Genomic DNA, 20,256 nt, shown 5'->3' on the forward strand with positions numbered 1-20,256 from the left:
GTCAGGGCGCCTCTGCCCGGGAGGAGGACCCCGCGACCGCGGCCGCCCTGCGGGCCAGCAGCGTCGTCGAGCGGCCGTCCAGGTAGGGCAGGACCACCGCCTGGCCGCCCCACTCCCGCAGGGTCTCCGCCTCGGGCAGGTCCTGGACGGAGTAGTCGCCGCCCTTGACCCAGACGTCGGGGCGCAGCTTCGCCAAGAGGTTCTGCGGGGTGTCCTCGTCGAAGACGGCCACCGCGTCGACGCTGCCCAGCGCCTGAAGGACGCGGACGCGGTCCGACTGGCGGTTGAGGGGGCGTCCCGGGCCCTTGCGGCGGGTCAGGGACGCGTCGGAGTTCAGGCAGACGATCAGGCAGTCGCCGATGCGGCGGGCGCTCTCCAGGAGGCCGACGTGGCCCGCGTGCAGCAGGTCGAAGCAGCCGCCGGTGGCCACCACCGTGCCGCCGCGCGCCCGTACCCGCTCCACGAGGGTGAAGGCGTCGGCGCCCGCGCTCTCCTCGGGCGGGGCCGGGGGCGTCGTGCGCCACAGGGCGGGGTTCGTCGCGCCGCCCGCCGACACGAACGCGGCGGCCTCGGCGACGGCCCGTTGCAGGGCCTCCTCCGGCAGCGCGCCGTCCGCGAGCGCCGCGGCCGTGGTCGCGGCGAAGCAGTCACCCGCGCCGCAGGGGTCGCCGGTGGCGCGGTAGGGGGCGGGGACGAGCATCGGCGTGCCCGCGCCGGGGCGGGTGAGCAGGACGCCCCGGTCGCCGAGGGTCACCGCGACGCCGGAGACCCGCCAGCGGTCGGCCAGCTCCGTGCCCCGCGCCGCGTAGGCGCGCAGCGTCTCGTCGTCGCCGCCGCACAGGGCGCGGGTCTCGGCGGCGTTCGGGGTGACGAGCCTGGCTCCGGGCACGGGGTCGTCGCCCTTGGGGTGCGGGTCCCACACCAGGGGCGTCCGCGGGGCGACGGCCCTCAGCTGCTCGCGCACGGCGCCGGCGGTGTGCCGCCCGTAGTCGGCGACGAGGACGGCGTGCGCCCCGGCCAGCGCGTCGCGGACGGCGGCGTCGGGTTCGCCCGGTGTGCCGCCGCCCCGGTCGATGCGGACCAGCGGCCGCCCGGAGGCGATGACGCGGGTCTTCACCGGCAGGGTGCCTTCGAGCGGCAGCTCCACCAGGTGCACCCGGCCATGGAGTTCGCGGCGCACGGCCTCGCTCGCGGGGTCGTCGCCGAGCGCGGTCACCAGGGTCACCTGGCGTCCGCCGCGGGCGGCGAGCGCGGCGGCGAGACCGGCGCCGCCGGGGTGGCGCCGGTCGACGGTGACGTCGACGACGGGGGCGCAGGCGTCCGGCGAGAGCCGGGTGGCGACGCCCTCGATGTCCTCGTCGAGCAGGACGTCCCCGACGACGACGAGGGGCTTGGGGCCGATGTTCTTCCTCATGACACGCTCCCGTCGGCCCGCAGGACACTCGGTGCGGCGTGGCCCACCACGGCCCGCGCCGGTTCGGCGACGGCCGCGTCGAAGGCCTCGCAGAGCAGGTGGACGGCGACGAGGTGGGCCTCCTGCACGGTCGCCGTGGTCTCGCCCGCGACGCTCAGCCAGTCGTGGGCGGCCTCGGCGAGCGGGTTGGGCCCCGGCCCGGTGAGCGCCCAGACGCGCAGCCCGGCGGCGCGCCCCGCCACGGCCGCCGTGATGAGGTTGGCGCTGCGGCCGGAGGTGGAGAGCAGCAGCAGGATGTCGCCGGGTCTGCCGTGGGCGGTGACCTGGCGCGCGTAGACGTGCTCGAATCCGTAGTCGTTGCCGATGGCGGTCATGGCGGACGTCTCCGCGTGCAGCGCGATCGCCGAGTACGCGGGGCGTTCGCGCTGGTAGCGGCCGACCAGCTCGGCGGTCAGGTGCTGTGCCTGGGCGGCGCTCCCGCCGTTGCCCGCGACGAGCAGCCGGTTCCCGGCGTGCAGGGCGGCGGCGAGCCGGCCGCCCCACTCGGCGATGCGGCCGAGGCCGTCCCGGCGCAGCCGGACGATCGCGCGCTCCAGGGAACGGCAGTGCAGATGTGCGGCGTCGAGTGCAGAGAATTCGCTCATGCTGTTCGGGCGTGCGGCCGTCCACGGGGGACGGCGGCGGGCCCGCACCTCCTTCTGATGGGCCGCTGGCTTTCCTGGTCCGGCGGGGCGGGTCCGGCCTCAGACCGCGCCGACGCCCACGACCGGCCGGGCGTCGAGCACCTCGCAGTAGGCGGCCTCGGTGGCCGCGGCCACCCGCGGCCAGCCGTACCGGCGCAGGGTCCTGCGCCGTCCCGCCTCGCCGCCCGCCTCGCGCCCGGCGGGGTCGGCGAGGAGTTCGGCGACGGCGCGGGCGAGGGCTTCGGGGTCGCGGGGCGGCACGAGGCGTCCGGTGGCCGGGTCGGCGACGGTGTCGAGCTGGCCGCCGACCGCGCTGGCGACGACGGGCCTGCCGCACGCCATGGCCTCCAGCGGGACGATGCCGAACGGCTCGTAGTCGGCGGGGCACACCACGACGTCGGCGGCGCGCAGCAGCGGCGGCACGTCCGCGCTCGGCACCCCGCCGGTGAAGCGGACCCGGTCGGCGACGCCCGCCTCGCGGGCGAGGGCGCGCAGCCTGCGCACCTCGGGGTCCTGGTCGAGTTCGTCGGCGGGCGGCCCGCCGATGATGACCAGCTCGGTGTCGGGCAGCCGGGCGAGGGCCGCGACGGAGACCGCCGCGCCCTTGCGCGGGACGAGCCGCCCCAGCTGCAGGATCTGGTGGGGCAGGGGGCCGCGCGCGGCGACCGGGCCGCGCGGGGTGAACAGGTCGGTGTCGACGCCGCAGGGCACGATGCCGACCTTGGTGGCGGGTATGCCCATCCGGCCCAGTTCGGCGACCTCGTCGCGGCAGGTGGCGATGATGCGGTGGCAGCCTCGGCCCACCTCGGTCTCCAGGGCGACGCGGCGCGGCGGGCTGGGGTCGGCGAGCCGCTGGTGGCGCCGCTTCACCGTGCCGAGTGCGTGGTAGGTGTGCAGCAGCGGCAGGCCGGTCTCACGGGTCGCGAGGAGCGAGGCGAGCCCGGACATCCAGAAGTGCGAGTGCACGAGGTCGGGCGGGCGGTTGCGCCAGCTCCGCGCCATGTGCCGACCGAAGTCGGTCATGTGGGGCAGGAGTTCGTCCTTGGGGATCGGTTCGGGCGGGCCCGCGGGCACGTGGTGCACCTCGACGCCGTCGCGCAGCGCCACCCGGTCGGGCAGGTCGCGCGCGTCGCGGCGGGTGTAGACGGTGACGCGGTGGCCGCGGTCGGCGAGGGCGCCCGCGAGACAGGCCACGTGCACGTTCTGTCCGCCGGCGTCCACGCCGCCGAGAGCGGCGAGCGGGCTCGCGTGCTCCGAGACGAGGGCGATCGACAGCACCCCGGGGGCCAGGGGTCCGGTGCTCGGTCCGCCGGGCCCGGCGTCGAAGGAGCCGGGGTCGAAGGGGTCCAGGGACGAGGTCATGAGCGCGCCTCCGTCATCACGCGCTCCCAGTCGGCGAGGAAGCGCTTGAGTCCATAGCGTTCGAGTGCCGCCTGGCGGGCGCGGGCGCCGTCCTCGGCCGCCGCCTCCGGTTCCGCCAGGTAGTGCCGGGCCGCCCGCGCCAGGACCTCGGGGCGGGTGGACAGGGTGCCGGCGCCGCGCGGGACGGCCTCGACGGCCTCGGTGGTGGCGAGCGCGACGACGGGCATGCCCAGGTGCATGGCCTCCAGGAGGGACAGCCCGAGCGACGTCCAGCGCACCGGGTGCAGGTACAGGCGACGCCGCGCGAGGGCCGCGTGGAGTTCGCTTTGCGGCAGGTCGGCGGTGCGGCAGCGGTCCTCGGTCAGGCCGAGGTGGGCCGCCAGGCCCTCGGTGCGCATGCCGAAGACGTCGAGGGGCGCCGCCTCGCTCAGGCCCGGCAGGAGGTCGGTGCCGGTGAAACGGCCGCGCCTGACGGGTTCGTTGACGACGACCGCGGCGCGGGCGATCGTGCCGGTGTACTGGTGGCCGGGGTCGACGATGCCGTGCTCGATGACCTCGGTGCGCGTACGGCCGTTGTCCCAGAACAGCCGGTTGAAGTGCGTGACGTGGACGAGCGTGAGGTCGTCGCGGTCGGCGCACGGGTGCCGCGTGTCCGGCACGTCGCCGTCCGGCGTGTTGTGCTCCAGGTACACCGCGGGAACGTCGCGGCCGGGGCGGCGCCCGCCGAGCCACCGCTCGGCCAGGTCGCCTTCGTGCGGGCGCTGGAGGACGACCAGGTCGACCTCCGCGTCGCGCAGCTCCTCGGGGGTGGTCTCCCGCACGGAGTCGGGCCAGGCGAAGGTGCGGGCGCGGCCGAGTCCGTCGGGGCCGCGGTCCGGTGTGACGGGAACGAGGTAGGTGTGGGGGCCCTGCACGAACGCGGTCGTCCAGGAGCCGTGCACATGCCACAGCAGGATGTTCATACGGTCGCTCCTCGTTCCGTCCCCGGCGCGCGGCCGGTCGGCGGGTGGGGCAGGGCGGACTCCGGGTCCGGGCGGCGGCCCGCCCGGTCGGCGGCGGGGTCGGTGAGTTCGGCCACGGCGGCGAGGACCTCGGCGTCGCCGACACCGTCGAGGCAGGGGTGGTCCGGCAGCGGGCACGTCCGCGCCCGGCTGTCCGCGCACCGCTCGCGCTGGTCGCCGAGCAGCACGTGCCGCACGCCGTAGGGGCCCCAGCGCTCGGCCGGCACCACGGGGGCGAACAGGCAGGCCACGGGGGTGCCGACCGCGGCGGCCAGATGACCGGGCCCGGTGTTGCCGACCACCGCGGCCCCCGCCCCGGCAAGGACGCCGGCCAGGCGCCGCAGGTCGGTGGCGCCGCCGAGGTCGAGGCCGTGCCGTCCGGCGACCAGCTCGGTCAGCGCGCGCTCCCGGGGGCCGCCGGTGACGACCACGCGGTGTCCCGCGCGGGCGAGCGCCGCCACGGCGCGCCGTGCCCGCACGGGGCTCCAGGCGCGGGCGGGCACGGCGGCTCCGGGGTGGACCACCACGTACGGCTCGTGTCCGGTGAGGGCGCTGGTGTCGGGCGGCGTCGTCACGCGCAGCGCCCCGTCGTCGCCGGGCGGCAGGTCGAAGCCGCAGGCGCGGGCGAGGTCGAGGGCGGCCACCGCCTCGTGGCGGTGGGGCCGCCGGTGGTGGCGCAGGTCGAGGAGGCCGCCGGGGTAGTCCTCGCTGTCGGCGGCGGTCCACCCGACCCCGGCCAGCTTGAGCAGCAGGGCCGTGGGCAGCGGGCTCTGATGGTACGAGACGAGCACCAGGGCCCGGTCGAAGCCGCGGGCGGCGACCGTGTCGATGACCTGCCGCGTCGCCTCGCGGGTCACCGGCGCCGGGTCGAGGCCCACCCAGGGGGCGTCGTACACGAGCACGTCGTCCACGCCGGGCAGCAGCCTGCCCGCGTCGGCTCCCTGGGGCCCGCAGAGCAGGGCGGTGTACGAGGAACCGGCCGCCGCCGCCCGCACGGCGGGCCCGGCGAGCAGCACGTCACCGGCGCTGTCCAGGCGGACGACGAGGGTGCGCGGCAGCGGGGCGCGGGAGCCGTTCATCGGCGCTCCCCCTCTCCCGGCGCGACGCCGAGCGGCCGGGCGGCCCCGGTCCCGCGGCCCAGGACGAGGCCGACGGCGGTGAGCAGGTCGGGGGCGACCGCGTCCGCGGCGCCGGTCTCCTCGGCGCGGGTGACCGGGGTGGGCACGAGCACGCCGCGGGCGCCTGCGGCGCGGGCGGCGTCCACGTCGGCGCCGATGTCGCCGATGACGACGGCGCGCTCGGCGGGCACGCCGAGCCGGGCGCACGCGGCGAGGACGAGGCCCGGCTCCGGTTTGCGGCAGCCGCAGCCGTCGCCGGGGCCGTGCGGGCAGATCGCCCAGACGGCGAACGGGCCGAGCAGGTCCTCCACGCGCCGCCGCACCGCGTCGACCTGGGCGCGCGACAGCAGGCCGCGCGCGACGCCCGACTGGTTGCTCACCACGCCGACGGGGACGCCCGCGCCCCGCACGGCGTCGACGGCCTCGTGGGCGGTGGGCATCAGCCGCACCCGCGCGGGGTCGCCGTTGTAGGGCACGTCGACGACGAGGGTCGCGTCGCGGTCGAAGAGGACGGCGGCGGGGAGGCCGGGCCCGGCGTCCCGTGGCGGGGCGTGCCGCGGCGGGGCGGGGCCTTCGATCAGCCACGGTCCGTCGGCGGTCTCGGCGATGGCGGTGGTGCGGGGCGGCCGGGTCCGCGCGGCCGGGCGCCGGTTCATCGGCGGACCTGTTCCCCGGTGAGCGGCCGGTGCGGCGTGCCCGGCGGCCTCGGTGGTCCCGACGCCGGGCGCAGGGGCTCGGCCCCGAGGTGCGTGACGTGGCCGCGCAGCCAGTGCCAGGTGGCGGCGGGCGGGATGAGCGCGCTGGTCACGGCCATGGCGAGGACCTCGTCGCGGTGGCGGGGCCCGGGCAGGATGCGGGCGAGGGCGAACTCGGCGGTCCCGGCGAGCCACCCGGCCGCGCAGACGGTCGCGGCCCCCGGCCTGCGCAGCGCGGCGCAGGCCAGGGTGCCCGCGGCGGCCGCGGTCACGGCGAGGTGCCGGGGCAGCCTGCCGCGGGGCGCGGCGGCGCGGGTCCACCAGTCGGGGCCGTGCAGCCGGGTCATGAGCACGTCGTCGGCGTTGCCCCGCTGGAGCCGCAGCGAGACCCAGCGGCCCGCCGGGCGCACCGGATGGGACGTGGAGCGTGCCCCGCGGGCCACCGTCCAGCCGGCGTCGAGCACCCGCAGCGCCAGGTCGGCGTCCTCGCGGAACGCGCGCCGGAACCGCTCGTCGAAGCCGCCGACGGCTTCGAGCGCCTCGCGGCGGTAGGCCATGTCGGCGGTGATCCACCGGGCGGTGGCGAGCCCGGCGGTGTTGCGCTCCCAGTCCGTCGGCCTGCGGTCGGCGGGGAGCGGCACGTCGATGCGGGCGGTGACGGCGCCGTTGGCGGGGGTGGCCGCGGCGAGGTCGAGGACGAGGTCGTCGCACCAGGTGGGACCCGGCACCACGTCGTCGTCGAGGAAGACGACCCAGGGCACCCGCAGGGCGGCGCGCCACCCGGTGTTCCTGGCCGCGGCGGGGCCGCGCGCCCTGCCGGGCACCACGGCGGTGACCTCGCGCAGGGCGGCGGGCACGTCGACCGGCAGCGGGGTGGCGCCGTGCGTGTGCGGGCGGTCGTCGACGAGGATCACGCTCTTCGGTTTCGGTCCCGTCGCGTCGGCGAGGGCCCGCAGCGTCGCGCCGAGGCTGGGCCGGCCGAGCGTGGGGATCACCACCGCGTACGTGGTGCCTTCGGCGCCCGCGTCCTCCCGGTTCCGCGCGGCCATCAGGCGCCACCGCCCTCGTCGGCGCGGAACAGGTCCTGGCGGCGGATCACGTACGGGCCGATGGCCAGGAGGTCGACGGGCGAGGAGCCGAAGCACTCCAGGGCGTCGCGCGGGTCGTCGACCATGGGGCGGCCCGCGGTGTTCAGGCTGGTGTTGACCACGACCGGCAGCCCGGTCAGCCGCTCGAAGGCGCTGAGCATGCGGGCGACCAGGGGTTCGCGCGCCGGGTCGACGGTCTGGATGCGGGCCGTGCCGTCCACGTGCACGACGGCCGGGATGCGCTCGCGCCAGGACGCGGCCACGTCGTGCACGAAGAGCATGTACGGGCTGGGCAGCGGCCCGTCGAAGATCTCCGGGGCGCGTTCGGCGAGCACCATCGGGGCGACCGGGCGGAACTGCTCGCGGCCCTTGACGTCGTTGAGGCGTTCCAGGTTGCCCGCGTGCCCGGGGTGGGCCATCAGGGAGCGGTGTCCGAGGGCCCGCGGGCCGTATTCGGAGCGGCCCTGGAACCAGGCGACGATCCGGTTGTCGGCGAGCGCCCGCGCCACGGTCTCCGCGATGTCGGTGGGCCGCTCGAAGCTGACGGCGGCCGTCTTCAGCCAGGCGCCCAGTTCGGCGTCGGTCCAGTCGCGGCCGAGGTCGGCGCCGGTCATGGGCTCGGGCTCGACGCCCTCGCCCGCGGTGAGCAGCAGCGCGCCGCCGAGGGCCGTGCCCGCGTCACCGGCCGCGGGCTGCACCCATACCCGGGAGAAGGGGCCTTCCCTGGCTATCCGGGAGTTGGCGACGCAGTTCAGGGCGACGCCGCCGGCAAGGGTGAGCACGCTGTCGTGCGTCTTGCCGTGCAGCCAGCGCGCCAGGTCGAGCAGGGTCTCCTCCAGGACGGCCTGGGCGCTCGCGGCCACGTCCGCGTGGGCCTGCGTCCACGGCTCGTCGGCGCCGCGCGGCGGGCACAGCTCGTGCCAGGGCACCGCGGTGGCGCGGAACCCTCCGTCGCCGGTCGGGTACACGTGGCGGCGCAGTTCGGGGAGCATGCGCGGCGTGCCGTGGGAGGCGAGCGCCATGACCTTGAACTCGTCGGAGGAGCGGAGGAACCCCAGGTGCCCGGTCAGCTCCTCGTAGACGAGGCCGAGGGAGTGCGGCAGGTCCTGCGCGTACAGGGCCCGCAGTTCGTTGCGTACGCGCCGCGCCGCGAGGTGCGACGCGCGCTCGCCCCTGCCGTCGAGGACGAGCACCGAGGAGTCCTCGGCGCCGGGCGCGGCGAAGGCGCTGGAGGCGGCGTGCGCCATGTGGTGCGGCACGAAGCGGACGATGTCCGGGTCGAGTCCCGGCAGGGCGGCCTTGAGGAAGCCGGGCGCCTCACGGGCGTACGTCTGGCGCAGGTGGTCCCAGGGGTCGTCGAGCCCCATCGACCCGGCGGGCCGCGCGAGGCCCGGGTCGTAGGAGTAGGCGACGGCGTCGAGGTCCTCCGGGCGGAGGCCTGCCCTGCTCAGGCACCAGGCGGCGGCCTGCTCGGGCAGCTCCCAGGCCGAGAACGGCACGGGGCGCTTGCCGTGCTTGCGCCGGGAGAACCGCTCCTCCTCGGCGGCGGCGACGGTTCGGCCGTCGATCACGAGGGCGGCGGCGGGGTCGTGGAAGAGGGCGTTGATTCCGAGGATGCGCATGGGAGATCCGGGCTTTCTTCGGCGGTCCTTGGCACGCGCCCTGACGCGGGCACGTGGCACGACCGGGGGGGGCGGGCGACATGACCAAGCTGGGTCGGGGCGGCCGGGTTTCCCGCGCGGTCGCGGTGCCGGGGTTCGCCGCCCTCTCGATCAGCGGTCCGCTGTCGCGCGGAACCAGTCGATGGTGCGCCGGAGGCCGTCCGTCGCATCGACGCGCGGCTCCCACTGGAGCTTGTCGCGGGCCAGGGTGATGTCCGGGCAGCGGACGGCGGGATCGTCCGTCGGGCGGTCGATGAAGCGGATCTCCGAACGCGACCCGGCGAGGTCGATGATCAGGCGCGCGAGCTCCAGCATCGTGATCTCGGCGGGGTTGCCGATGTTGACAGGGCCGCGCATTCCGTGGGCCGCCGCCGCGAGGATGCCGCTCACCGTGTCGTCGACGTAGCACAGGGAGCGGGTCTGGTTGCCGTCACCGGTGACGGTCAGGGGTTCCCCGGCCAGGGCCTGGCGGACGAAGGTCGGCACGGCGCGGCCGTCGTGGCCGCGCATGCGGGGCCCGTAGGTGTTGAACAGGCGCACGATGGCGGTGTCGGTGCCCTCGGCGTCGGCGTGTGCCGTGGTCAGGGCCTCGCCGAAGCGCTTGGCCTCGTCGTAGACGCTGCGCGGGCCGACCGGGTTGACGTGGCCCCAGTACCGCTCGTCCTGCGGGTTCTGCTGCGGGTCGCCGTAGACCTCGGACGTCGAGGCGAGCAGGAAGCGGGCGCCCGTCCGGTGCGCGAGCCGCAGCGCGTTGCGGGTGCCGAGGCTGCCCGTCTCCAGGGTGTGCAGGGGCAGGCGCAGATAGTCGGCGGGCGACGCCGGGGACGCGAAGTGGAGGACGAGGTCGGGCGGGCGGTCGACGCCGAGGCCTTCGGCGACGTTCGCCCGTATGAGCGTGAAGCCGGGGCGGTCCAGGAGCGGCGTGAGGTTCTCCGGCCGCCCGGTGCTGAAGTCGTCCACGCAGGTGACGTCGGTGCCCGCGGCCAGCAGGGCGGCGCACAGGTGTGAGCCGACGAAACCTCCTCCGCCGGTGACGACGGCGTGTTCCCAGTTCCCTGACAGAGCTGTGGTCATCCAGGTCTCCTCCGTGCGCGGGGACGGCGCGTCTGGTCAGCAGCCGACCACCGGTCGCCGGCGTCGCAACGGCGCGCCGAGTTCTCGATCAGCCTCCGCGACACAGCAGGAGACGGCTACGCGGCGTACGGCATCCGGGTGACTCGCACGGAGCGGAAAAGGGCAGCGGAAAGCCGGTCACCGGCGCCTTCACGGCCGCCGGGGCCTTTCACGCGAAAGCCCCGCCACTGCGGGGGAGGCAGCGGCGGGGCCGGTCGGATCGGATTCCGGAGAGAAGTGGGGCCGCCGCCCTTTCCCTTGTCCTGGCGGTGTCCGGGCGGAAATAGGCACGGCAATACGACGGCATCGTGTGCGGGCGCGTTCATATGCGTCCGCGCGGGCGGGACGTGACCACCGGATCAGCCGAGTCCGCCACTGCCGAAGCCGCCGCCTCCGCTGGTCTTCCTGTGGTCCTCCGGGTCCTGCGATTCGCAGGGATGACTGCTGCAGTTGCCGTATCCCCCCTGGATCTCATGCGGGAGGAGACGGCTGCCGTCGTGCGGCATCTCGTTCGGTTCGCGGTACTCCCGCTCCTCCCTGACCGGGCCGTCGTACGGGCGTTTCGGCTGCTCAGCGGGGTTCGGCGGCTTGATCTGCCGCGCCTGGGCGCGGCGCCCGAAGTAGAAGGCGCTCAGCAGGACGCCGACCACGACGAGACCGGCGATCCACATCAGCAGATGGCTGGTGGACGATGCTGCGAGTTCCATTGTTTCCATACAAAGGTTGTACCCGCCCGGCCCGAAATATAGCTGGCGGTGTGATTTTTGAACACGGTCGCCAAAGACGGCCGCCGGATACGGCCGACGGCGTGGTCGCGTGTGGCGAAGCGGCTACCGCGGGAATGGCAAGGCCTCGCCCGGCGGGATTTTCACCGGCCGCACTGAAGAGCGGCCGGACCGCTGTTCCGGGGGCTTTGCGCCACCCTTTCACCGCCCTCGCCGGGGGCCGATGAAGCCGCCCGGCTCAGGGGCGGGCCGTGCCGCGCCCCTGAGCCGGGTTCACACGGACTTCCGCAGCTCCGCCGCGTCCCGCCGGAAGGCCCATACCATCTTCGGCTCCATGGCGAAGCGGAAGAGGCGCTGGACGGGCGGGGTGCACAGGAGGGTGATCACCGTGCCGGCGAACAGCGTGACGGCGACGGCGCCGAGCGGCTGGTGCACCCAGCCGGCGTCGTACCAGTCCCAGAAGCGGGAGCCCTTGGCGAGGAAGCCGTGCAGCAGATAGCCGTAGAGCGTGCCCGCGCCGAGCACCGTGAACCACTGGCGCCTGCGCGGCACCCAGGCGAAGAAGCAGGCCACGAGGACCACCGAGCAGCCGAACATCGCGAGCGTCATGGGCACCCCCGTCCAGCCGGGGGCCGCCAGCTCCTGCGCGCTGTCACGGCGGTAGAACCAGGCCGCGCTGATCCGCGGGGCGACCCAGTACGCGAAGAGCAGGGCCGCGGCGAAGACCGGCAGGGAGAGCAGCCGCACCTCGCGGCGGCGCACGAGCTGGAAGTGCTCCGGCTTCAGGACGAGGCCGAGCACGAAGAACGGCAGGAACTGAAGGACCCGCTGGAGGTCCAGGTCGTCTCCGATGTCGGGCGAGACCGAGGCGAGCGCGGCCACGGCGAGGGCCAGCGGCAGCGGCCACCGCACGACCTTCCACAGCGGCGTCGAGAGCCGCCAGACGAAGAGCGCGGCCAGGAACCAGGTGAGGTACCAGGGGTCGAGCAGGCTGATCGGGTAGGTGGGGTCGCCGCCCGCCCACCGCTTGAAGAGGGTGTACGCGGCCTCGAAGAGGACGTAGGGCACGGCGATGCCGGTCACCAGCCGTCTGACGCGCGCCGGGCTCGCGTCGAAGCCGCGGGAGAAGTAGCCGGAGATGACGATGAACGCCGGCATGTGGAAGGCGTAGACGGTGATGTAGAGCGCGGCTGCGGCCCTGCTGTCGGCCCGCAGCGGCTCCCAGGCGTGGCCCATGGCCACCAGGACGATGGCCAGGTACTTGGCGTTGTCGAAGAAGGCGTCCCGCTGCTTGCCCGGCCTCGTTCCGCCCGTGCCCCGCTCCGGAGCGCCCGCGGCCCGTGCCCTGCCGTGCCGGCCCCGTCCGGCCCCGCGCGTTCCCGCCGGTCTCGAAGCGGGGGTCCGCGCCGGTTCCGGCGCGGGCGGCGGGGCGGCCTCGGGGAGCGGGGCGCGATGGCGGCCGGGCAGCCGTACTGTTTCGCTCACGGCACCTCCCGCAGGCAACCCGGAGCGGCGGTCCTGCGTCTTGCCAAGTTCGTGGGTACTGCGTCGGTGCGAGACATCCCCGGCACCCTAGCCACACGAGGCGTCAGGCGTACAACCGCGCTGCGTACGGGCTTTCGCCCCACGTCGGCGCCCTCGCGGCGCGCACCGGGCCCGCACGACACATCGGCACCCGGCGGTTCCGGCTCCCGCGGAGCGCATGACGCGGCCCGTCCTGACGACATGGCCCGGCCCATTCGGATCGAACAGTTCCGATCCTCACGCCGCGAGAACACCCGGTCGCCAGGCCGTTTCCCTGGCCGGATCACCCCGCGACGACGGACAACACGCGCCGTCGGCAGGGCCTGGCGGACAGCACAGCCACATGTCCCGTAAAAGGGCGGGAAGTTGGCAGAAAACTCCTTGCGCCACCGCGCACCCCGTCGCCACGCTGCCCCGTCACCCATTCCGACGTGCACATGCCAGGGGCACGGTGTCCGAAAACCACGGACCGCATCCGGAACCTCCGATATCCACGGGGACGCGTGGGACTCGCGAGAAATAAAGGGCCGGAAAATGGCGCGCGCCTCTTTTCGGTCAGACCCAGAGTTTCGATTTTTCCACCGATCAGCAACGCCTACGGTGTTCGCTGTGGGGGCAGGCACTGACCATGCCGGGGGAACGCCTGCCGCGCATGGTTCTCGGAGAGGTAATTCCGTACGCACGGCGTTCGACGCGTCGCGTGCGAAATGACGCCGCAATCCGGTCGGGCAAACCGGATTACGCCGCCCTGCGCCGGTGGCGCATGCCCTCACCCCCATACACAGGGCACCACGGGGAATTCCAAGAAGAGGGGGGACCCCCAGTGACGGAATCTCGGTCGAGAGAGCCCGCATCGGAACCGAGCGGTTTACTGCTCGAAGCGTTTGATCCGCAGCTGTTCAGGGAGAACTCGGAAACCGCCCTCGCAAAACTGGAGAAACACCTGTCGGACCTCTCGATCAGAGGTCTCGAACTGATCGATCCCGAGCAGCTGACCCGGGCGGCGCGGGCCCTGATGACGCCCCAGCACGACACCGTCGCCGCCTTCGACGAGGAACGGCTCGCGGGAATCATCGACCTGTACATCAGGACGGGCATCCAGGTGCTGTCGCCGGGTTACATGGGGCGGCAGTTCTCGGGGGTCGTGCCGCTCGCGGGCGTCATCGACTTCGTGAGCTCCATGGTCAGCCAGCCCGCGTCGTTCTACGAGGCGGGCCAGTTGCCCAACGCCGTGGAGCGCGTCATGGCCGAGGAGTTGAACCGCTTCATCGGTTACGCCCCCGGCCGCTTCACCATGGTGACCACGTCGGGCGGCTCCCTCGCCAACCTGACCGCGCTGCTCGCCGCACGGAACGAGAAACTGCCCGGCTACTGGTCACAGGGCGCGTCCGCCGTCCGCGGCCAGCCGCGGCCCGCCATCGCCGTCGGCGCCGACGTGCACTACAGCGTGGCGCGGGCGGCCGGCGTGCTCGGCATCGGCGACGCGCAGCTCGTGCGGCTGCCGCTGAACGGGCGGCAGCAGATCGACGCGGCCGGGGCGCGGGCGGCCCTGGCCGCGGCCGAGCGGCACAACCTCCGGGTCTTCTGCCTGGTCGCCTCGGCCGGCAGCACGTCGGTCGGCGCCTTCGACCCGCTGGACGACCTGGCCGACCTCGCCGCGGAGAAGGACCTCTGGCTGCACGTCGACGGCGCCCACGGCGCGAGCCTGCTCGTCTCCGACGCGCTCCGCGGAAAGCTGCGGGGCATCGAGAGGGCCGACTCCCTCACCTGGGACGCGCACAAGATGATGTTCGTGCCCGCGCCCTGCACGATGCTCTTCTACCGGAACAGGGAAACGGCCCTCTCGGCGTTCCGTCAGAAGGCGAGTTACGTCTTCGACGAGGAGCAGGACATCTACACCGCCTTCGACAGCGGCGGAAAGAACTTCGAGTGCACGAAACGCCCGATGATCATGACGCTCTGGGCGCTGTGGGCCATTTATGGCAGGTCGCTTTTCGCGGAGAAGATCGAGTACCTGTGCCGCCTCACCGGCGAGGCCCACGCCATTCTGCGGGATGACCCCGACTTCGCGACGCCGCACCGCCCGGAGGCGAACATCCTCTGTTTCCGGTACCACCCGGCCGGTTTCGGTGGGAAGCCCGGAAAGAGGCTGGACGGAAAGGCGCTGCATCGCCTCCAGGTCGCCATCAGGAACCGCGTGAAGAGTGCGGGGAATTTCTTCATCTCGAAGGTGGACATCGACGGGGTGGCCGCACTCCGCGTCGTCATGATGAACCACCGGATCACCACCGAGCACTTCAGGATGCTGCTCTCCGAGATCAAGAGGGCGGGGCAGGACCTGATCGCATCGGACGAGGGACCCGGAAAAGCCTAGAGAGGACGGATGTTGAGTACATCGCACGCTCCACAGGTAACACGTGTTCCACCGGCGGCCCCTGCTCCGAGCGGCGCCCACGAGCTGGCCGAATGGCTCATCCCCGAAGGGGAGCTGCGCCCCGAGTCCGTCGAGGCCGTGACCGTGCTTCCCTCGTTCGCGAGCAAGATGCGCGAGTGCGAGCGGGTCTGCCAGACCCTGTACAGCGGGATCGCCCACGAGATACAGGACGCCCTCGTCCTGCGCAGGCTCCGGCAGATGGTCAACACCGTGCTGCTCAACCCCCTCTGGCGCGAACGGCTGCGCGGCGCCGGCATCACCGACGCCCCGCGCTCGTACGAGGAGTGGCAGCGCGTCCCGCTGTCCGACAAGGACGTGCAGCGCGACTTCTTCATGGAGTCACGGCCCGGCATGGTGGTGCCCCTCACCCGCGGCGACTTCGAGATCGTGGCGAGCGGCGGCACCAGCGGCGGCCGTCCCCTGGAGATCGTCTACGCCCTGCGGGAGCTGCGCGACACGTACGAGATCGCGGGCCGCTTCATGGGCGCCCATCAGCTCGCGCCGCACCTCGCGGGCGCCGACCCGAAGTGGCTGTTCACCACGCTGGCCGACTACCAGATGTGGAGCAGCGGGACGATGGTCGGCGGGGTGCTCCAACAGGTGCCGGGGGTCAACTACGTGGGAGCGGGACCCGTCACCGCCCCGGTCCTGGAGCACATGTTCTCCTACCGGGGCCCCAAGGCCCTGATGGGCATCTCCGCGGGCATCGCGATCCTCGCCGAGCTGGGCGCGGGCATGCGCCAGGAGTACCGCGACAGTTTCCGTGTCGCCCTGTACGGCAGCGGTGTCCTGCCGCAGCGCAAGCGGGTGGAGCTCAAGGCGCTGTACCCGAACCTGGCGATCCTCAGCTACTTCGCGGCCACCCAGGCGGAGACCGTGGGCCTGCAACTGGACGCCGAGTCCCCCTGCCTGTCGGCCGTGCCGGGGCTGCACTTCATCGAGGTCGTCGACGAGGACGGCCGGCAGGTCGCCGAGGGCGAGGAGGGCGAGCTCGTCGTCACGCGGCTGCACGCCCACGAGACTCCGCTGCTGCGCCTGAAGCTGGGCGACCGGATGGTCCACCGGCCGCGCACGGAGGGCCCCGCTCTCAGGACGCGGCAGTTCGAGTTCGCGGGGCGCACGGGCGACGTGCTGCACATCAACGACAGCCAGTACTCGGCGGTCCGGGCGTACGCCGTGCTGCGCGACGAGCTGAAGGCCGCCGAGGTGGTCGACCTGGACGCGGTGGCGCACGACGTGCAGTTCGTCAACCACCGCGAGGCCAAGCGCATCCAGCTGTACGCGTCGGTCGACGACGTGCTCGGCCTGACCTACCGGGCGGACACGGTGCTCGGGCCCTACGGCCTCCAGCGGCTCTTCGTGAACGCCCTGCCGCGCGCCCTCTCCCTCTTCAACCACGGGGAGGCGAACGCCGCGTCGTTCGAGGCGACCGGTTACACCTTCCAGCTGACGTTCGTGCCCAGGCCGTCCGCCGAGATCGAGCGGACGGCTGTCGGAAAGGTCCCGCTCGTGCGGGACCGCGGCTAGGCGGCGCGGGGCGCCGCGCGCAACCACCAGGTGCGAGGACAGGAGTGGAATGAAATCGCAGGTGAACATCATCGCGGTCGTGGACGTCATCGGGGCCCTGTCGATCAGGGGACTGCACGACGGCAACCTCTGCATGGTGGACGACGGGCCGTTCGGCAGTTCCCACCAGGGGACGGCGGACCTCGTCACCATCGTCAAACCCGGACAGGTCGTCTCGTGGACCGCGCTCGCCGTGGACCTCCAGACGCCGGTCGAGATCAAGAACATCTCGTTCGCGCCGTCCGACGGCCACGCCGCACACGGTCGGGACCACGCGGGCCAGGCCCACCGGGACCAGGGCCCCGGCATGGGGGCGCCGGGGGTCCACGGACAGGGAGCGCACGGCCAGGGGGCGCACCACGAGCAGGACGCCGCGGGCGAGAAGCTCGACCTCGACGTGTGGACCGGGGTGGTGCCGCACTGGATGACGCCGGGCGTCCCGTACCAGTACCGCATCGAGTTCCAGATGTACGAGGGCGCCCACAGCGTCATGCGCGTCGAGACGCCCGCGCTGATGTGCCAGTAGCGGCCGATCCGACGACGGCCGTGCCGGGAACGACGACGAAGGCGGAAACATGCCCCAACAGTTGGCGATCATCGTGCTCGTGGACGTCGGCAACGCGCTGGCGACCAGCACCCTCGAAGGCAACACCTATCTGTTCGACAACATGAAGCTGCACGGCTCCGAGAACCAGGGGACCGGCGAGCTCGTGACCGCGATCCACGGCTCCTACTGGAGCGACGGCTCCCAGGCCAGCGAGCAGGTGCTCAACTGGCTCCCGTACAGTTTGGGTTCCGTCCCGCCGACCGTCCCGCGCGGCTACGAGGCCGACCGGGCGCGGCAGAGCGACGAGGAGGCCCTGGCCGAGCTGCACGACCTCGCCGACAGGTCCTCGGCGGCCGGCGCCGACGCGGCGGGCGAGCTGAACCGCATACGGCGGAAGACCGGGACGCGGCTCAAGACGACGCGGCGCACCAGCGGCCGGATGTCCGGCGCGAAGATCCTCGACGTCACCGGTCAGGTGGTCGCGGAGGACGGCACGGACGCGCACAGCCATCCGGCTCCGGTGATCACCGACATCTACGGCGAGGCGGTCGACGCCAAGATCATGTATCCGGCGGAGTACGGCTCGCCGGACATGGTGACCGACGGCTGGTACTGGTCGGCGACCGTCGACACGTCCCGCCCCGGCACGTACGCCTACATGATGCGCGTCCAGCTCCACAAGCTGGCGCAGGTCAACGGTGAACTCCGCTGGGAACCGGTGAACCTGACGTATTCCTCGGCCCTGAAGATCTCCTCGGAGCCGCGGCGCAACGCGTTCACCAAGGCGGGTGTCGGCCCGCTGCCGATCCCGCACACGCCCCCCGGCCAGGGCGCCTGAAGATCCCACCGGACGAGGAGGAACGGATGACCACCAAAGCCAAGCCGCGGGAGACCGCCGCGAAGCGGCCCATCTCCATCACCGCCGTCGTGGACGCCGTGGGGGCGCTCGCGGCCGGCGACACGCAGGGCCACCTGTACATGTACGACACGAACCGCGCGGGCGGCTCCACCGGGTTCGGCACCGAGGAGCTGCGGACCAGGGCCAGGCGCGGCGACGTCCTGCTCTGGAACTGTCTGGCGCTGGAGTGCGAGGCCTACGTCAGCATCGAGAACATCCTGATCGACCCGGAGGTCTGCGAGCCGGTGCGGAAGGTGTACCCCGGCACCGACGTCTCGTACTGGACCGGGACCGTGAAGAAGACGGGCCCCGAACCGGTCGCCTACCGGATCGCGTTCAAGCTCGGCACGCGGGACGAGCCGATCACCGCGACCCTGTCGTCGTCCCTCGTCGGCCAGTGACCGGACAGCCATGACCGCGTACGCGAAGGAGGAGCGGTGAGCACGAGCACGGGCACACGCGCACGGACGGGCACGCAGGAGAAGCAGAACCCCGGCCAGCTGAACTCGGTCCAGCTCAACGTCGTCACGCTCGTCAACATGGAGCGGGCGACGGAGACGGGCTCGCTGAGCGACGCGATGTACATGATGGACAACAGCGTCGGCGGCAAGGGGCAGGGCACGCCGTCGCTGGAGACGGTCTGCAAGCAGGGGCAGGTCATCAACTGGATCGTGCGCCCCATCGACATGGACAAGCGCCTGGACGGCACCTGGCCCCCCATGCCGAAGATCAACAACATCGTCTTCCTCGACACCGAGCTGGGCGACGAGGAGGACGTCGCGGAGCGCCGCATCTTCAACGAACTGAAGATCTACGGGATGCCGGACCGCATGCGCGACAAGTTCACGCCCGTCTACTACTACTGGGCCGGCACGGTCATGAGCACCGCGCGGCCTGGCCTGTACCGGTACCGGCTCGTGATGGAGCTGGAGCAGGAGGGCAAGAAGGAGCGGCTCTACCTGAACACGGCGGTCCACCCGTCGATCAGGGTGCTCGCGGTCTGAACAACCCGCCCGCCGACCTGCGGCGCGAGCAGCGGAGACCGCTATAAACCGGGTGTATACGCCGTGTGTATAGTGCTCGCATGCCCGTTCTGAACACGCCTGCTGCCTGCAAGATGACGACTTCGTCCAGAAGGTTGCGCCGAACCGCCCCCGTCCTCGCGGCGGGGGCGGCTCTCGCCCTCGCGCTGACCGGCTGCACCAAGCTGGAGACCTCCTCCCCCAGCTCCGTACGGAAGGGGGCCTCGGAGGCGAAGCCCGCGCGGTTCGGGACGGTCGACTGCCGCAAGGCCAAGTGCGTCGCGCTGACCTTCGACGCGGGGCCGAGCGAGAACACGCCCCGGCTGCTGAAGATCCTCAAGAAGGAGAAGGTGCCCGCCACCTTCTTCACGCTCGGCAAGAACCACATCGAGAAGTACCCCGAGCTGGTCAAGCAGATGGACCGCGAGGGTCACGAGGTCGCGAGCCACACCTGGTCGCACAAGATCCTGACCAAGATCGACAAGGCCGAGGCGCGCCGGGAGCTCCAGCGTCCCAACGACGCGATAGAGAAGCTCATAGGCAAGAAGCCGACGCTGATGCGACCGCCGCAGGGGCGCACCAGCGACGACGTCAACGAGCTCTCCAAGGAGCTGGGCCTCGCGGAGGTCCTGTGGACCGTCACCGCCAAGGACTACACGACCGATGACTCCGAGCTGATCCAGAAGCGGGTCATCGACCAGACGAAGCGGGACGGCATCATCCTGCTGCACGACATCTACAAGGGCACCGTGCCGGCCGTGCCCGGCGTCATCGCCGAGCTGAAGAAGCGCGGCTACGTCTTCGTGACGGTCCCGCAGCTCCTCGCCCCGGGCAAGGCCGAGCCCGGCAAGATCTACCGCTAGAGGAAGCCTCCGGACGCAGGCCGGGACGCCGCGCACCGACGCCTCCAAGGGGCCTTTCGGCCGGAGACCTGGCAGGCTCGAAGGCGTGGCCGTCTTCCAGTTCGCCGAGCACTCGCCCCTGTCCCCCGCCGAGGCATGGCGCCGGCTGACCGAGTGGGAGCGGCACGGCGACTCCGTGCCCTTCACCCGCGTCACCGTCCGCACGCCGCCGCCGACCGATGTCGGCACACTCTTCGTCGCCCGCACCGCGCTCGGCCCCGCCGGGTTCGACGACGCGATGGAGGTCGTCGAGTGGCGCCCGCCGCGCGGCGCCGCCCCGGGCCGGTGCCGCCTGGAGAAACGGGGGTCCTACGTCACGGGGTGGGCGGAGTTCCAGGTGCGCGAGGCGATCACCGGCTCCACCGTGTCCTGGCACGAGGACCTGCGCGTGCGAGGACTGCCGGGGTTCTTCGACGGGGTGCTGTCCGCCGCGGGCCGCGTCATGTTCCGCCGGGTCGTGCGACGGCTCACCGGGGGCGGGTCCACGGATCGGGGCTGAGCCG

Annotated in this window: 19 protein-coding genes; 8 read left to right on the forward strand and 11 right to left on the reverse strand. The window is 73.1% G+C overall.

Features of this window, described 5'->3' with window-relative positions; all coding sequences use genetic code 11:
* Nucleotide 1 precedes the first annotated feature (1 nt).
* From rfaE2 to DCW30_RS26170, 11 genes are all read right to left on the reverse strand, one after another.
* A complete protein-coding gene (rfaE2, locus tag DCW30_RS26120) occupies nt 2-1,414 on the reverse strand; it encodes a D-glycero-beta-D-manno-heptose 1-phosphate adenylyltransferase (RefSeq protein ID WP_076683922.1) in 1,413 nt (470 codons plus the stop codon).
* A complete protein-coding gene (locus tag DCW30_RS26125) occupies nt 1,411-2,058 on the reverse strand; it encodes a D-sedoheptulose-7-phosphate isomerase (protein ID WP_076683923.1) in 648 nt (215 codons plus the stop codon). Before DCW30_RS26125 ends, rfaE2 begins: the two co-directional genes overlap by 4 nt.
* Before the next feature lie 99 nt (nt 2,059-2,157).
* Nucleotides 2,158-3,459: a glycosyltransferase gene (locus DCW30_RS26130; protein WP_079249952.1), complete on the reverse strand. Its 1,302-nt coding sequence runs from the start codon at nt 3,457-3,459 to the stop codon at nt 2,158-2,160.
* Complete coding sequence (locus DCW30_RS26135) at nt 3,456-4,421, reverse strand: glycosyltransferase (RefSeq protein ID WP_076683924.1); 966 nt, start codon at nt 4,419-4,421, stop codon at nt 3,456-3,458. Before DCW30_RS26135 ends, DCW30_RS26130 begins: the two co-directional genes overlap by 4 nt.
* Entirely contained in the window at nt 4,418-5,539 is a 1,122-nt protein-coding gene (locus DCW30_RS26140; RefSeq protein ID WP_076683925.1) for a glycosyltransferase family 9 protein, read from the reverse strand. Before DCW30_RS26140 ends, DCW30_RS26135 begins: the two co-directional genes overlap by 4 nt.
* On the reverse strand, nt 5,536-6,234 hold the full coding sequence (locus tag DCW30_RS26145) for a D-glycero-alpha-D-manno-heptose-1,7-bisphosphate 7-phosphatase (RefSeq protein WP_076683926.1): 699 nt from the start codon (nt 6,232-6,234) through the stop codon (nt 5,536-5,538). The genes DCW30_RS26140 and DCW30_RS26145 overlap by 4 nt, the downstream gene beginning before the upstream one ends.
* Nucleotides 6,231-7,322, reverse strand: coding sequence for a glycosyltransferase family 2 protein (locus tag DCW30_RS26150; RefSeq protein WP_076683927.1), 1,092 nt, complete (start codon nt 7,320-7,322; stop codon nt 6,231-6,233). The genes DCW30_RS26145 and DCW30_RS26150 overlap by 4 nt, the downstream gene beginning before the upstream one ends.
* Nucleotides 7,322-8,983, reverse strand: a complete 1,662-nt coding sequence (locus tag DCW30_RS26155) for a carbamoyltransferase family protein (protein WP_062773412.1) — start codon at nt 8,981-8,983, stop codon at nt 7,322-7,324. Before DCW30_RS26155 ends, DCW30_RS26150 begins: the two co-directional genes overlap by 1 nt.
* Nucleotides 8,984-9,133: 150 nt before the next feature.
* Nucleotides 9,134-10,096 carry an NAD-dependent epimerase/dehydratase family protein gene (locus DCW30_RS26160; protein WP_076683928.1) on the reverse strand — a complete coding sequence of 321 codons (963 nt, stop codon included), beginning with the start codon at nt 10,094-10,096 and terminating at the stop codon, nt 9,134-9,136.
* A gap of 398 nt (nt 10,097-10,494) precedes the next feature.
* Nucleotides 10,495-10,842: a DUF6479 family protein gene (locus DCW30_RS26165; protein ID WP_103557386.1), complete on the reverse strand. Its 348-nt coding sequence runs from the start codon at nt 10,840-10,842 to the stop codon at nt 10,495-10,497.
* Nucleotides 10,843-11,133: 291 nt separating this feature from the next.
* Nucleotides 11,134-12,345 carry an acyltransferase family protein gene (locus DCW30_RS26170; RefSeq protein ID WP_076683929.1) on the reverse strand — a complete coding sequence of 404 codons (1,212 nt, stop codon included), beginning with the start codon at nt 12,343-12,345 and terminating at the stop codon, nt 11,134-11,136.
* A gap of 1,054 nt (nt 12,346-13,399) precedes the next feature.
* Between DCW30_RS26170 and DCW30_RS26175 the strand changes: the two genes are divergently transcribed.
* The 8 genes from DCW30_RS26175 (at nt 13,400) to DCW30_RS26210 (ending at nt 20,252) form a co-directional block, all read left to right on the forward strand.
* The gene (locus DCW30_RS26175) at nt 13,400-14,758 is read left to right on the forward strand and encodes a pyridoxal phosphate-dependent decarboxylase family protein (RefSeq protein ID WP_076683930.1); all 1,359 of its coding nucleotides are present in this window, start codon (nt 13,400-13,402) and stop codon (nt 14,756-14,758) included.
* Between the two features lie 138 nt (nt 14,759-14,896).
* Nucleotides 14,897-16,345, forward strand: coding sequence for a phenylacetate--CoA ligase family protein (locus tag DCW30_RS26180; RefSeq protein ID WP_076683931.1), 1,449 nt, complete (start codon nt 14,897-14,899; stop codon nt 16,343-16,345).
* 49 nt (nt 16,346-16,394) lie between these two features.
* Nucleotides 16,395-16,910: a hypothetical protein gene (locus DCW30_RS26185; protein WP_076683932.1), complete on the forward strand. Its 516-nt coding sequence runs from the start codon at nt 16,395-16,397 to the stop codon at nt 16,908-16,910.
* Between the two features lie 49 nt (nt 16,911-16,959).
* The gene (locus DCW30_RS26190; protein ID WP_123985587.1) at nt 16,960-17,769 is read left to right on the forward strand and encodes a hypothetical protein; all 810 of its coding nucleotides are present in this window, start codon (nt 16,960-16,962) and stop codon (nt 17,767-17,769) included.
* 26 nt (nt 17,770-17,795) lie between these two features.
* A complete protein-coding gene (locus tag DCW30_RS26195; RefSeq protein ID WP_076683934.1) occupies nt 17,796-18,230 on the forward strand; it encodes a hypothetical protein in 435 nt (144 codons plus the stop codon).
* A gap of 36 nt (nt 18,231-18,266) precedes the next feature.
* The gene (locus DCW30_RS26200) at nt 18,267-18,833 is read left to right on the forward strand and encodes a hypothetical protein (protein WP_076683935.1); all 567 of its coding nucleotides are present in this window, start codon (nt 18,267-18,269) and stop codon (nt 18,831-18,833) included.
* A gap of 80 nt (nt 18,834-18,913) precedes the next feature.
* Entirely contained in the window at nt 18,914-19,714 is an 801-nt protein-coding gene (locus DCW30_RS26205; protein WP_373569002.1) for a polysaccharide deacetylase family protein, read from the forward strand.
* An 85-nt stretch (nt 19,715-19,799) separates the two neighbouring features.
* A complete protein-coding gene (locus tag DCW30_RS26210) occupies nt 19,800-20,252 on the forward strand; it encodes an SRPBCC family protein (protein WP_062773375.1) in 453 nt (150 codons plus the stop codon).
* The last annotated feature ends 4 nt before the right edge of the window (nt 20,253-20,256 follow it).

The sequence above is a fragment of the Streptomyces alfalfae genome (assembly GCF_004127445.1).
GTDB classification, from domain to species: Bacteria; Actinomycetota; Actinomycetes; order Streptomycetales; family Streptomycetaceae; genus Streptomyces; species Streptomyces alfalfae.

Bases quoted from the DNA above. Each gene is read 5' to 3' on its own strand.
- DCW30_RS26125 (WP_076683923.1), bottom strand. From the start codon at position 2,058: ATGAGCGAATTCTCTGCACTCGACGCCGCACATCTGCACTGCCGTTCC.
- DCW30_RS26160 (WP_076683928.1), bottom strand. From the start codon at position 10,096: ATGACCACAGCTCTGTCAGGGAACTGGGAACACGCCGTCGTCACCGGC.
- DCW30_RS26135 (WP_076683924.1), bottom strand. From the start codon at position 4,421: ATGAACATCCTGCTGTGGCATGTGCACGGCTCCTGGACGACCGCGTTC.
- DCW30_RS26205 (WP_373569002.1), top strand. From the start codon at position 18,914: ATGCCCGTTCTGAACACGCCTGCTGCCTGCAAGATGACGACTTCGTCC.
- rfaE2 (WP_076683922.1), bottom strand. From the start codon at position 1,414: ATGAGGAAGAACATCGGCCCCAAGCCCCTCGTCGTCGTCGGGGACGTC.
- DCW30_RS26165 (WP_103557386.1), bottom strand. From the start codon at position 10,842: ATGGAACTCGCAGCATCGTCCACCAGCCATCTGCTGATGTGGATCGCC.
- DCW30_RS26190 (WP_123985587.1), top strand. From the start codon at position 16,960: ATGCCCCAACAGTTGGCGATCATCGTGCTCGTGGACGTCGGCAACGCG.
- DCW30_RS26175 (WP_076683930.1), top strand. From the start codon at position 13,400: ATGACGCCCCAGCACGACACCGTCGCCGCCTTCGACGAGGAACGGCTC.
- DCW30_RS26140 (WP_076683925.1), bottom strand. From the start codon at position 5,539: ATGAACGGCTCCCGCGCCCCGCTGCCGCGCACCCTCGTCGTCCGCCTG.
- DCW30_RS26130 (WP_079249952.1), bottom strand. From the start codon at position 3,459: ATGACCTCGTCCCTGGACCCCTTCGACCCCGGCTCCTTCGACGCCGGG.
- DCW30_RS26185 (WP_076683932.1), top strand. From the start codon at position 16,395: ATGAAATCGCAGGTGAACATCATCGCGGTCGTGGACGTCATCGGGGCC.
- DCW30_RS26155 (WP_062773412.1), bottom strand. From the start codon at position 8,983: ATGCGCATCCTCGGAATCAACGCCCTCTTCCACGACCCCGCCGCCGCC.
- DCW30_RS26195 (WP_076683934.1), top strand. From the start codon at position 17,796: ATGACCACCAAAGCCAAGCCGCGGGAGACCGCCGCGAAGCGGCCCATC.
- DCW30_RS26145 (WP_076683926.1), bottom strand. From the start codon at position 6,234: ATGAACCGGCGCCCGGCCGCGCGGACCCGGCCGCCCCGCACCACCGCC.
- DCW30_RS26150 (WP_076683927.1), bottom strand. From the start codon at position 7,322: ATGGCCGCGCGGAACCGGGAGGACGCGGGCGCCGAAGGCACCACGTAC.